At 63.3% G+C, this 12,581-nt stretch carries 10 protein-coding genes and 1 tRNA gene; 7 read left to right on the forward strand and 4 right to left on the reverse strand.

What is annotated here, in order from left to right:
- Nucleotides 1-254: 254 nt before the first annotated feature.
- Both glyA and nrdR read left to right on the forward strand, forming a co-directional pair.
- Nucleotides 255-1,505, forward strand: a complete 1,251-nt coding sequence (glyA, locus tag BXA00_RS12415) for a serine hydroxymethyltransferase (RefSeq protein WP_076518772.1) — start codon at nucleotides 255-257, stop codon at nucleotides 1,503-1,505.
- A gap of 231 nt (nucleotides 1,506-1,736) precedes the next feature.
- The gene (gene nrdR / locus BXA00_RS12420) at nucleotides 1,737-2,216 is read left to right on the forward strand and encodes a transcriptional regulator NrdR (RefSeq protein ID WP_076518773.1); all 480 of its coding nucleotides are present in this window, start codon (nucleotides 1,737-1,739) and stop codon (nucleotides 2,214-2,216) included.
- 40 nt (nucleotides 2,217-2,256) lie between these two features.
- On the opposite strand, the gene BXA00_RS12425 is transcribed toward nrdR, so the two are convergent.
- Nucleotides 2,257-3,219 carry a GlxA family transcriptional regulator gene (locus BXA00_RS12425; protein WP_076518774.1) on the reverse strand — a complete coding sequence of 321 codons (963 nt, stop codon included), beginning with the start codon at nucleotides 3,217-3,219 and terminating at the stop codon, nucleotides 2,257-2,259.
- 20 nt (nucleotides 3,220-3,239) lie between these two features.
- The gene (locus BXA00_RS12430; protein WP_076518775.1) at nucleotides 3,240-3,803 is read right to left on the reverse strand and encodes a cysteine hydrolase family protein; all 564 of its coding nucleotides are present in this window, start codon (nucleotides 3,801-3,803) and stop codon (nucleotides 3,240-3,242) included.
- Between the two features lie 179 nt (nucleotides 3,804-3,982).
- Between BXA00_RS12430 and ribD the strand changes: the two genes are divergently transcribed.
- From ribD to BXA00_RS12455, 5 genes are all read left to right on the forward strand, one after another.
- On the forward strand, nucleotides 3,983-5,134 hold the full coding sequence (gene ribD, locus BXA00_RS12435) for a bifunctional diaminohydroxyphosphoribosylaminopyrimidine deaminase/5-amino-6-(5-phosphoribosylamino)uracil reductase RibD (protein WP_076518776.1): 1,152 nt from the start codon (nucleotides 3,983-3,985) through the stop codon (nucleotides 5,132-5,134).
- An 841-nt stretch (nucleotides 5,135-5,975) separates the two neighbouring features.
- Nucleotides 5,976-7,892, forward strand: a complete 1,917-nt coding sequence (locus tag BXA00_RS12440; RefSeq protein WP_369825613.1) for a PrkA family serine protein kinase — start codon at nucleotides 5,976-5,978, stop codon at nucleotides 7,890-7,892.
- Nucleotides 7,893-7,904: 12 nt separating this feature from the next.
- Entirely contained in the window at nucleotides 7,905-9,164 is a 1,260-nt protein-coding gene (locus tag BXA00_RS12445) for a YeaH/YhbH family protein (RefSeq protein ID WP_076518778.1), read from the forward strand.
- A complete protein-coding gene (locus BXA00_RS12450) occupies nucleotides 9,161-10,714 on the forward strand; it encodes a SpoVR family protein (RefSeq protein WP_172805873.1) in 1,554 nt (517 codons plus the stop codon). The genes BXA00_RS12445 and BXA00_RS12450 overlap by 4 nt, the downstream gene beginning before the upstream one ends.
- A 132-nt stretch (nucleotides 10,715-10,846) precedes the next feature.
- Nucleotides 10,847-10,937: transfer RNA gene (locus tag BXA00_RS12455), tRNA-Ser, on the forward strand.
- Between the two features lie 101 nt (nucleotides 10,938-11,038).
- Here the strand turns inward: BXA00_RS12455 and BXA00_RS12460 are convergent.
- Together BXA00_RS12460 and BXA00_RS12465 are read right to left on the reverse strand one after the other, a co-directional pair.
- Complete coding sequence (locus tag BXA00_RS12460; RefSeq protein WP_156902791.1) at nucleotides 11,039-12,034, reverse strand: hypothetical protein; 996 nt, start codon at nucleotides 12,032-12,034, stop codon at nucleotides 11,039-11,041.
- Nucleotides 12,035-12,129: 95 nt separating this feature from the next.
- Complete coding sequence (locus BXA00_RS12465; RefSeq protein WP_083714248.1) at nucleotides 12,130-12,573, reverse strand: hypothetical protein; 444 nt, start codon at nucleotides 12,571-12,573, stop codon at nucleotides 12,130-12,132.
- Nucleotides 12,574-12,581: the final 8 nt, after the last annotated feature.

A 12,581-nucleotide genomic window follows, 5' to 3' on the forward strand; every position in this document is an offset into this window, starting at 1 on the left:
TTTCCGGTGACGGGCGCGATCCGCAGAAGGCGCCGCAGGGGCCTTTGCATGAAACTTTCTCAAGTCGTCATGAGGGGCGTTTCCGGGCCCGCCGGGATGGCGTGGTTTTCGCGCCCGTCCGGGGCAATTTGGCCAAGATCCCGCAATTTTGGCGGCAATTGATTCCGCGCGACGGGGTAAACTACACAGCAATCTCCGGGTTTACCCACCCGACGCCGTTTTCTCATTTCATACCGCCTCAGGAAACCCCCGTCATGTTTGACCGCAACCTCACCTTGTCCAAGGCTGACCCGGACGTTTGGGCCGCCATCCAGAAGGAAGACCAGCGCCAGGAACAGCACATCGAGCTGATCGCTTCGGAGAACTACGCCAGCCCGGCCGTCATGGAAGCCCAGGGCACGCAGCTCACGAACAAGTACGCCGAAGGCTACCCGGGCAAGCGCTACTACGGGGGTTGCGAATACGTGGACGTGGTCGAACAGTTGGCCATCGACCGCCTGAAGCAGATCTTCGGCGCCGAAGCCGCCAACGTGCAGCCCAACTCGGGTTCGCAGGCGAACCAGGGTGTGTACATGGCCGTCCTCAAGCCGGGCGACACCGTGCTGGGCATGAGCCTGGCCGAAGGCGGTCACCTGACGCACGGCGCGTCGGTCAACGCTTCGGGCAAGCTGTACAACTTCATCTCGTACGGCCTGGACGAAAACGAAGTCCTGAACTACGACCAGGTCGAGCAGCTGGCCAAGGAACACAAGCCCAAGCTGATCGTGGCGGGCGCGTCGGCCTATGCCCTGCACATCGACTTCGAGCGCATGGCGCGCATCGCCCGTGAAAACGGCGCGCTGTTCATGGTCGACATCGCCCACTACGCGGGCTTGGTCGCCGGCGGCGCCTACCCCAACCCGGTTCCGCACGCCGATTTCGTCACCTCGACCACGCACAAGTCGCTGCGCGGCCCGCGCGGCGGCGTCATCATGATGAAGGCCGAACACGAGAAGATCATCAATTCGGCGATCTTCCCCGGCATCCAGGGCGGTCCGCTGATGCACGTCATCGCCGGCAAGGCCGTGGCGTTCAAGGAAGCGCTGGAACCCGAGTTCAAGGACTACGCGCAGCAAGTCGTCAAGAACGCCAAGGTGCTGGCCGACACGCTGGTCAAGCGCGGCCTGCGCATCGTCTCCGGCCGTACCGAAAGCCACGTCATGCTGGTGGACCTGCGTTCCAAGGGCATCACGGGCAAGGAAGCGGAAGCCGTGCTGGGCCAGGCCCACATCACGGTCAACAAGAACGCCATCCCGAACGATCCGGAAAAGCCCTTCGTGACCAGCGGCATCCGCCTGGGCACGCCGGCCATGACCACCCGCGGCTTCACCGAAGCCGATGCCGAGCTGACCGCCAACCTGATCGCCGACGTGCTGGACAACCCGCGCGACGAGGCCAACATCGCTGCCGTGCGCGCCAAGGTCAATGAACTGACCTCGCGCCTGCCGGTGTACGGCAAGAAGTAATCCGCGGGCGCGGGCGGCGCTCGCGCATCCCGGTAGAAGGAAACAAGAGGGACGGCCCCGCAAGGCGCCGTCCCTTGGTTTTTTGGGGCGGGGGCGACGCGTCCGCAGTGACAAAATCGTCCATCCGGGCGCTTTGCCTGGCCCCATCGTTACAATATGCTCAATTATTGCCTCCGGCGCTTCCAGCGCTTCCAGCGCCGCCAGCGCCACCAGCGTCTTTAGGGATCACACATGCGGTGTCCATTTTGTGGCCATGCCGAAACGCAGGTCGTCGACAGCCGGGTCTCGGAAGAGGGCGACGCCATCCGCCGCCGTCGCCGCTGCCTGTCCTGTGACAAGCGGTTCACCACCTACGAGCGGGTGGAGCTTGCCATGCCTTCGATCGTCAAGCGCAACGGCAGCCGCAGCGAATACGATCCCGTGAAGCTGCGCGCCAGCCTGAGCCTCGCGCTGCGCAAGCGCCCGGTCAGCACCGAGGACGTGGATGCGGCCGTCGCGCGGATCGAAGAGCAACTGCTTGCCAGCGGCCAGCGCGAAGTCCCGTCCGAGCATATCGGCGAGCTCGTCATGAACGAATTGCGCAAGCTCGACAAGGTCGCCTACGTGCGGTTTGCCTCGGTCTACAAAAGCTTCGAAGACATCGGCGAATTCGTCGAGGCCATCCGCGAGATGCAGGGCCCGCTGCTGCCGGGCAAGCTGCGCAAGGAATAGCGCGGCGGGGCGCCGATCGCAACAGCGCCCCGCGCGGCGGTTATTGCAGCGCCGCCCCGCGCATCGAGCCGGGCGTCAGCGGCTGGAATTTGCGCCACACGCGGCGCATGTGCTGCGCCGAGCCGAATCCCGATTTCTCCGCCACGCGCTCCAGGTCCAGCCGGGTGTCGCGCAGCAGGTCGCGCGCCAGCGCGACTCGGATCTGATACAGGTAGTCCATGGGCGTGCAGCCCGCGTGCTCGCGGAACAGGCGGGTCAGGTGGCGGGGGCTGGTGTGCGCCTGGTCCGCCAGGGTCCGGGCCGACCACGGCGCGGCGGGGTCGCGGATGACCGCGTCCTGGACCCGGTGGACGCCGGGATGCATATGGCTGCGATGGTCCAGCCAGGGCGACAGCGCCGAATCGGAACCGGCGCGACGCTGGTAGACGACCATGTCGCGCGCCGCCTCGCTGGCGACGCGCGGGCCGCAATGGCGGGCCACCATGTGCAGCGCCAGGTCGATGCCGGCCGTGATGCCCGCGCTGCTGACCAGGTTGCCGTCCTCGACGAAGATGCGGTTGTCCAGCACGCGCGCGGTCGGGTCGATGGCGGCCAGCTGTGCCAGGCAGGTGTGGTGCGTGGTGCATTCGCGCTGCCGCGTCAGGCCGGCGGCCGCGGCGAACAGCGCGCCCGCGCAGACCGTCATCAGGGTGAACCCGTCCGCGGGGTGGCGCACGGCCAGCCAGTCCACGATGGCGCGTGCGTCGTCGTCGTCCAGCCGCGTGTGCTTGCCCACCACGCCGGAAAGAATCACCAGCGCGTTGCGGGGCAGGCGGGCGGGCAGGGCCTGAACGTGCGCCAGGTGCAGGCCCGGAATGCCGCTCTCGATGTCGCGCGAGGGTCCGCAGAAATGCTGTTCGAACGTGCCCGGACACAGCTTGTTGGCGACGCGGAACGCCTCGGCCGGCCCGGCCAGGTCCAGCAGGACGATGCCGCGCGGCACCACGAAATGCACCGGGATCATCTGCGCCTCCCGCCCGGCAGCTATGCCGCCAGCGCGTCGGCGGCGCGCACGATGCGGGCGAAGCGGCCTTGCAGGACCAACTCGGTCCGGTCGCGGATCTCGGCCGGCGTGTAGTGCCTGCCGGACGGGCTTTGCATGGCGAAGGTCAGCGTGGCGTCGGTGGGGAACGTCACCTTGAAACCGGCGTCGCTGGCATGGCGCGAGGTGGTTTCGCAGCACTGTTCGGTGCGGATGCCAGCCACGATGACGCCTTCGATCCCGTGCTTGACCAGCCAGTCGTGCAGCGAGGCGCCGGCTTCGTCCTTGGCGTACAGCGCGGAATGGACCGTTTTGTGGAACACGGCCGAGGGCGAAATCCGCAATTCCTGAAGCGTCCTGACGTGGCCGGACGCCAGGGAAAACGGATTGGCGGGATCGTCGGACGGGCTGATATGGAACACCTGCAGCACCGGCATATCCTGCGCGGCAGCCCCATCGATCAGGGACTGGATTTGCGAAACAAAGGCCGGATACTCGGATGCGTCCCAAAACGGACGGTGACGGAAGGATTCCTGTACGTCGATGACGATCAATGCCTGTTTCATTTCCGGGCCTCCTGGCCTAGGTTTTCAAGGGGTATGGCGCTATTTTTACTCCGATCCCGCGCCGGCGCGAGCGCGATCCAAGACGGCTGGCGGCCCAAAACGGACATCGCCATGCCGCCACGCCGGCTCGTGCGTCCCCAATGACCGGGGGCGCGCACCGCGGACATACAATCCCTGGCATGGACATTTCCCCCGACACCGACGACCTCTACTGGATGCGGCGCGCCCTGGCGCTGGCGCAGACCGTCATGGCCACCACGGCCCCCAACCCCCGGGTCGGCTGCGTCATCGTGCGTGACGGCCGCGTGCTTGGTGAAGGCGCGACCCAGCCGCCGGGCGGTCCGCACGCCGAAATCTGCGCGCTGCGCGACGCGCAGGCGCGCGGCGAATCGGTTGCCGGTTCCACGCTGTACGTCACCCTGGAGCCCTGCAGCCATTTCGGCCGCACCCCGCCCTGCGTGGACGCGGTGCTGGCGGCGCGGCCGGCGCGCGTGGTGGTCGCCATGGGAGACCCGAATCCGCTGGTCAACGGACAGGGTCTGGCGCGCCTGCGCGACGCCGGAATCGGGGTGACGACGGGAATCTGCCGCGAAGAGGCGCTTGCCGTGAATGCCGGATTCATCTCACGCATGAGCCGCGGGCTGCCTTGGGTGTGGATGAAGATGGCCGCGTCGCTGGACGGCCGCAGCGCGCTGCATAACGGCATGTCGCAATGGATCACCGGCCCCGAGGCCCGGGCCGACGGCCACCGCTGGCGGGCGCGCAGTTGCGTCGTCCTGACCGGCATGGGCACCGTCCTGAAGGACGATCCCCGGCTGAACGTGCGCGACCTCGATACGCCGCGGCAGCCGCGCAAGGCCGTGGTGGACGGCCGTTTCGAGATCCCCGAGACCGCCCGGCTGTTCGATGGCGGGCCCGTCATCGTGTTCACCGCCCGCGAGGATGCCGCAAAGGCCGCGCGCCTGGCGGACAGGAACGCGCGGGTGGTCTGCCTGCCGGGCGTGGAGCCTGGCCGGGTCGACCTGCCCGCGATGATGCGCTGGATGGCCCAGGAACAGTTCAACGAGGTGCACGTCGAGGCCGGTGCGGGCCTGAGCGGCGCGCTGGTGTCCGCCGGGTGCGTGGACGAACTGCTGTTGTACCTGGCGCCGGTGCTGCTGGGCGACGCGGCGGGCATGGTGCGCCTGCCGATGCTCGAACACCTGGACGCCGCGCGACGCTACGAATTTACCGATATCGCGCGCGTGGGCGCTGATTTGTGCGTGCGCGCGCGCGTGGCCGGCACGTGGCGCCAGTTGATGGATAGCGTCGCGCTGCCTGCGCTGTCTTAGCGGTTCGGTTGCGGCGCGCCGCCTGCATTGCGCGCGCTGCTTCACGCACATGAATTAATTCTTCATGCGCATGCCGTCTTGCTACATCGCCCGTGCGCGTTGCCAAGAGGGCTGTTAGCACTCCACAAGTACGGCTGCCAATGCTTTGCAAGCCGCGTGCAGCCTGCATCTACGCGTCGCGCGCGGTTCGTGGCGCATACATGATGTGCGCCAACCGCAGCCGCGCGCACGCCATCCGCGCTGGTGCGCGGCGCTGCGTTGAAACGCGAGCGCGCAAATGAATTGCCACAAAACGGTCAATTGGGCTTAGCATAGGCGCATGACTTGGCGCTACGCGCTCACGGACCACCGCACAGCCGCCGCGCGCCCTCGTCACCACGGATTCCCGTGCCGCGATCGGCGCAGTTCATCACCGACAGGCACGCTACTGAACGAAGACGCAAAGCGCCGTTCAGGCCGTCCGCCGCGATCGCATGGCGGGCGTAGCCGGGTTTGTTCCCGGCCCATAAGAATCCACCGGATATCGCTCATTTCGTCGTTTCATTGCCGACCATTTCATGTGCGGCTGCGTCAGGCACGCTATATGCGGCCTTATGCTGAAGACGAACGAGTGAACTTGCTCACGTTGGTTGCAATCCTGGCGGAACTTGTATCCGTAGGCGGCAGCCTAAACAGAAAGGGTCCGATCCTGCTTATGGTTGATGTGTGGCGAAAGCAACATAAAAACCCGCTGAAAATGCTTGTCGCAAGATTGTCTAGGAAAGCGCAGGCGCTGAGGCACAATGGGCATGTAGGGACGTATTGAATTTTTCGCGTGTTGTAGGAGGTTTCCGTGCAAAACATCGTCGAAGGCTTCAAGTCGCAGTATGCAAGAGAGCAGGAATCAGAGCTCTCGCTCGAAGAGTATCTGAACCTCGCCAAGCGCGATCCCATGGCCTACGCCAGCCCCGCTGAGCGCATGCTGGCCGCGATCGGCGAACCTGAGATCGTGGATACGCGCAACGACCCACGTCTTTCCCGTTTGTTTTCCAACCGGACCATCCGGCGCTATCCCGCGTTCCAGGAGTTCTACGGCATGGAGGACGTGATCGGACAGATCGTCGCGTTCTTCAAGCACGCCGCTCAGGGGCTGGAAGAACGCAAGCAGATCCTGTATCTGCTCGGACCGGTCGGGGGCGGCAAGTCCTCCATTGCGGAGCGGCTCAAGGCGCTGATGGAGAAGTTTCCGATCTATGCCTTGAAAGGATCGCCGGTGAACGAATCGCCGCTCGGGCTGTTCCATCCCGAACGGTTCGGCGACATGCTCGAAAAGGAATACGGCATTCCTCGGCGCTACCTGACCGGCATCATGTCGCCGTGGGCCGTCAAGCGGCTCAAGGAATTCGACGGCGACATCTCCAAGTTCCGCGTCGTGCGCCTGAATCCTTCCGTGCTGCGCCAGATCGCCATCGCCAAGACGGAACCGGGCGACGAGAACAACCAGGACATCTCCTCGCTGGTCGGCAAGGTCGACATCCGCAAGCTCGACCGCCATTCGCAGGACGACCCGGACGCCTACAGCTATTCCGGCGGCCTGTGCCTGGCCAACCAGGGCCTGCTCGAGTTCGTGGAAATGTTCAAGGCCCCGATCAAGATGCTGCATCCGCTGCTGACGGCCACCCAGGAAGGCAACTTCAAGGGCACGGAAGGCTTCTCGGCCATCCCGTTCAACGGCACGATCCTGGCCCACTCCAACGAGTCGGAATGGCAGACCTTCCGCAACAACAAGCACAACGAAGCGTTCCTTGACCGTATCTATATCGTCAAGGTGCCTTACTGCCTGCAGGTGTCCGAAGAGGTCCGCATCTACGAGAAGCTGCTGCATCACAGCTCGCTGTCCGAAGCGCCGTGCGCGCCCGGAACGCTGGACATGATGGCGCAGTTCTCGGTGCTGACGCGCCTGAAGGAACCCGAGAATTCCAGCATCTACTCCAAGCTGCGGGTCTACGACGGCGAAAGCCTGAAGGACGTCGACCCCAAGGCCAAGGCGCTGCAGGAATACAAGGATTACGCCGGCACCGATGAAGGCATGACCGGGGTCTCGACGCGCTTCGCGTACAAGATCCTGTCCAGCGTCTTCAACTACGACCAGACGGAAGTGGCCGCCAACCCCGTGCACCTGATGTACGTGCTGGAGCAACGGATCGGCCGCGAAGACTATCCCGACGAAATCCGCCGGCGCTACCTGGAGTTCATCAAGGGCTTCCTTGCGCCGCGCTACGCGGAATTCATCGGCAAGGAAATCCAGACGGCCTACCTGGAGTCCTACTCCGAATACGGCCAGAACATCTTCGACCGCTACGTGACGTTTGCCGACTGCTGGATCCAGGACGAGGAATTCCGCGATCCCGAAACCGGCGAAAGCTTCGACCGCAGCGCGCTGAACGACGAGCTGGAAAAGATCGAGAAGCCGGCGGGCATCGCCAACCCCAAGGACTTCCGCAACGAGATCGTGAACTTCGTGTTGCGGGCGCGCGCCAACAACAACGGGCGCAATCCCAACTGGACCAGCTATGAAAAGCTGCGCGAAGTGATCGAGAAGAAGATGTTCTCGAACACGGAAGACCTGCTGCCGGTGATTTCGTTCAACGCCAAGGCCTCGGCCGAGGACAAGTCGAAACACCAGAGCTTCGTCGACCGGATGGTGGAGAAGGGCTACACGGAAAAGCAGGTCAGGCTGCTGTGCGAGTGGTATCTCCGTGTGAGGAAGTCATCCTGAGCGAGGTGAATCATGAATTCACTGATCGATCGGCGTCTTAACGGCCGCAACAAAAGCGCCGTTAACCGGGAACGCTTTTTACGGCGTTACAAGGACCAGATCCGCAAGGCGGTGCACGGGATGATCCGTGACCGCTCGATCCAGGACATGGATCAAGGCGGTGAAATCAACCTGCCTGCCCGCGATATCTCCGAGCCGACCTTCCGGCACGGCGCGGGCGGCGACCGCGAGATGGTGCATCCCGGCAACCGCGAGTTCGCCAAGGGCGACACCTTCGACCGGCCGCAGGGCGGGCAGGGCGATGGCGGGTCCGAACCCGGAGAGGGCGAATCGGTGGATCAGTTCACCTTCAGCCTGTCGCGGGCCGAATTCCTGAACCTCTTTTTCGAGGATCTGGAATTGCCTCACCTGGCGCGCAACCAGCTTGGCGAAGTCAGCCAGAAGAAGTGGCAGCGCGCCGGCTACACCACGACCGGGTCGCCCAGCACGCTGAGCATCAGCCGCACGCTCAAGTCGTCCCTGGCGCGGCGGGTGTCGCTCAGCGTGAAGGCGCGGGCCGACCTGGAAGACGCCGAACACGCCCTGCAAGAGGCCCGGGCGGCGGGGGCGTCCGCTGCCCGGATCCAGGAGCTCGAGCAGGAAGTCGAGGATTGCCGCGAGCGGCTCGCCCGCGTCCCGTTCCTGGATGACCTGGACCTGCGCTATCGCAACCGGGTATCGGTGGCCATCCCCATGGCGCGCGCGGTCATGTTCTGCCTGATGGACGTGTCCGGCTCCATGGACGAGGGCAAGAAAGACCTGGCCAAGCGCTTCTTCACGCTGCTGTACCTGTTCCTGTCGCGCAAGTACGAACACGTGGACCTGGTCTTCATCCGCCATACCGACAACGCCGAGGAAGTGGACGAGCACACCTTCTTCTACGACCCCAAGAGCGGTGGCACCATTGTGCTGTCCGCGCTGGAGTTGATGCGCGAGATCCTGGAAAAGCGGTATCCGCCGGCCGCGTGGAACGTGTACGCGGCCCAGGCCAGCGACGGCGACTCGTTCGGCGCCGACGCGGGCAAGAGCGCGCGCTTTCTGGCCGAGCACCTGCTGCCGTCCACGCGCTACTTTGCCTATATTGAAATCCCCGACTCGCAGGAGGCGCGCAAGAGCAGCCTGTGGGCGGAATATGAACAGAAGCTGGAGCCGCATTTCGTCATGCGGCGCATCTGCGATCGCGGCGAGATCTTCCCCGTGTTCCACGACCTGTTCAAGAAGGAGGCCGCATGAATTCCAACATGGGTGCTCTCGTAGAGCCGGAATCGGCCGGCAGCGCCCGGCCGATCTCCCAGGGGTCCGAATGGACGTTCGAACTGATCCAGTCCTATGACGATGCGATCTCCCAGATCGCGCGCGAATACGGGCTGGACACCTATCCGAATCAGATCGAGGTGATCACCTCGGAGCAGATGCTGGACGCCTACGCGTCGGCCGGCCTGCCCATTGGCTATCCGCACTGGTCCTACGGCAAGGAATTCATCCGCAACGAGCAGTTCTACCGCCGCGGCATGCAGGGGCTGGCCTACGAAATCGTCATCAACTCCAATCCTTGCATCGCCTATCTCATGGAAGAGAACTCCATGGCGATGCAGGCGCTGGTGATTGCGCATGCCTGCTACGGGCACAACTCGTTCTTCAAGGGCAATTACCTCTTCCGGCAGTGGACCGACGCCGATGGCGTGCTGGACTACCTGGTGTTCGCGCGCAAGTACGTGATGGCCTGCGAAGACCGTTACGGCATCGATGCCGTGGAAGCGCTGCTGGATTCCTGCCATGCGCTGTCGCATCACGGCGTGGACCGCTACAAGCGTCCCGCGCCGGTCTCGTACAAGGAAGAGGCCGCGCGCCAGGCCGAGCGCGAGGAGCATGCGCGCCTGCAATACAACGACCTGTGGCGCACGCTCCCCCGGATGGAAGCGGACAAGGACACGCGCACCGAGGCGTCGGTGTTTCCGCCGGAGCCCGAAGAGAACCTGCTGTACTTCATCGAAAAGTACTCGCCCAAGCTTGCGCCGTGGCAGAAGGAACTGGTGCGCATCGTCCGCAAGGTCGCGCAGTATTTCTACCCGCAGACCCAGACCAAGGTCATGAACGAAGGCTGGGCCACGTTCTGGCACTACACCATCCTGAACCGCCTGCATGAAAAAGGCCTGGTGAACGACGGCTTCATGATGGAGTTCCTGCAAAGCCACACCAACGTCGTCAGCCAGCGCGGCTTTGACGAACGCGGCTATGGCGGCATCAACCCCTACGCGCTGGGTTTCGCGATGATGTCCGACATCCGCCGCATCTGCGAGGCCCCCACGCCGGAAGACCAGAAGTGGTTCCCGGACATCGCGGGCGGGGATTGGCTGAAGACGCTGGACTTCGCCATGCGCAACTTCAAGGACGAATCCTTCATCTCGCAGTACCTGTCCCCGCGCCTCATCCGCGAGTTCCGCTTCTTCGCCATCTCGGACCACCAGGCCAACCCAAAGCTCGAAGTGGCCGCGATCCACGACGACGAAGGCTACCGCGACATCCGCCGCCTGCTCGCCGCGCAGCACAACCGCGACAACCAGGTGCCGGACATCCAGGTCGTCCGCTTCAACCGCGACACCGACCGCTCGCTGGTGCTGCGTCACCTGAAAAGCCGCGGCCGGCCGCTGGCGGGCGAGGATGCCGAACAGGTCATGAAGCATCTTGCCCGCCTGTGGGGATTCCGCGTCCGGCTGGAAGAAACCGAACCGGACGGCACGATCAGCTCCTACCGGGAGCAGGACCCGCCCGCGTCGAAGTAAGGCGCAGGCAGGGGAAGGGACGCGGGTAGTGCGTCCCTTTTTCTTTGCCCGCTTGCTGTGGGCGCGCGGCTTCTGCTAGAATCGCAGATTCGCATTTTCTGCGGCGCCGAAATAGTGCTCGAAAATGCAGTAGGACAGGTGGCCGAGTGGTTGAAGGCGCACGCCTGGAAAGCGTGTATACGTCAAAAGCGTATCGGGGGTTCGAATCCCCCTCTGTCCGCCAAGAATGCAAGCCCCTGAATTCGTAGAGAATTCAGGGGCTTTTTTGTTGGTGCGCGGGGCATATGTCTAGCCTCGTCGAAGGTCGGTACGGCTTGCGCCACGTCAGTCCGGGTCGGTAAAACGGGCAAAAAAGTCGTGTCGGATTTCAGTGCGCTCGATCCGGGCTCCTGGGCCGATATACACGTCTATGCGGCTGAATGGTTCGGTGACATGCAGCACTTCTCGCCGCAAAACGGGAAATGAAAGAATCACCTGCATGTCGGAAGGCGGGTTCATGGCGGTCGAGGTGTAATCGGATTTACCCGGCGCCAGTTCGCTCTTCGTGATGGTCCCATCACTATAGAGGTAGAAGACAAGGGACTCCGTGGCTTGCGACGAGTAGTGCAGCGCTACGATGGGGCTGCAAAGCCACATGAAGAGGATCCATGAAAGGAAACACACCCAGATCGCCCGGCATATCCAACTCAGGTACCGCATTTTCATTTGGCCTGACTTCCATTGCAGGCATGTACCCGCTTTGAGCTGCATCAACCTGTGCTTCAGACGTTCCCACGCGCTTTTCGGCCGGGGCTTCGGAATGGGAAGCCGAAACTCGCTTATTTGAATCTTCATGAGCGTGCCGTCTGATGCGAGTCCAAGCGCCAGTGTGGGCGAGATGATGTGCCAATGGTCTGCGGGACCCCAACTCAGACAGACGATGCCTTGTTGCGGGTCGTATTGTTCCTCTTGTATGGGCTGGCACTTGGCGTGACCACCTTCGTCAAACTGGGCTTCAAGATATGGCTCCGCGACGTCGCCTTGTGCCGGCTCTATTGGCTGCAAAGTCCAGGTGGCAGGACTGGCCAGCAAGTAGACTTCAACGAGACGTTTGCGATCATCGAGATCCAGCGTCAGCGGCCCCGCATCAACGATCCAAATGGGTTCGGGCTCCGGCCACTGGCGGTCAAGGAAGTCTCGAAGCGGGTACGCCGGCTTATCCGCTTGATCCGCCACGACGGGATATTCAATCGTGCAGCTCAGAATGCCGCCTTTAGGGTCCCAGGATGCCTGCGAAAGTGCGAGGGCTGTCGCAGGTCTTGGATCAATTCGGATCGGCATACCGTGACAATTCGTAGACAATTCAGCGGCTTTTTTGTTGGTGCGCGGTGGGCGTATGCTTTGCGTCACCGAACATCGACAAGGCTTGCGCCACGTCAGTCCGGCTCGGTAAAACGCGCAAAAAAATCGTGTCGGATTTCAGTGCGCTCGATCCGGGCTCCTGGGCCGATATACACGTCTATCCGGCTGAATGGTTTCGTGACTTCCAGTACATCTCGGCTGGCCACTGGAAACGAGAGCGTGACCCACATGTCGGAAGGCGGATTCATGGCAGTCGTGATGAATGTCGAGTCGCCCGGCGTCAGGACGCGCTTCGTAATGCTTGACTCGGTATCCAAAAAGTAGCCGATGGGCTCTGTGGCTTCCGCGGAATAGTGCAACGCCACGATGGGGCTGCAGAGCCACATGAACAGGATCCACACAAGAAAGCAAACCCAGATTGCTCGGCTTGCCCACTTCAGGTAGCTCACTATCATTCTCTGCCTGGCGCCCGCATCCAGAATACGGTTGCCCGCCCCGATGATTTCCCTTCCCTGCATGCCTGGCT

The organism is Achromobacter sp. MFA1 R4, assembly GCF_900156745.1.
Lineage (GTDB): Bacteria > Pseudomonadota > Gammaproteobacteria > Burkholderiales > Burkholderiaceae_B > Achromobacter.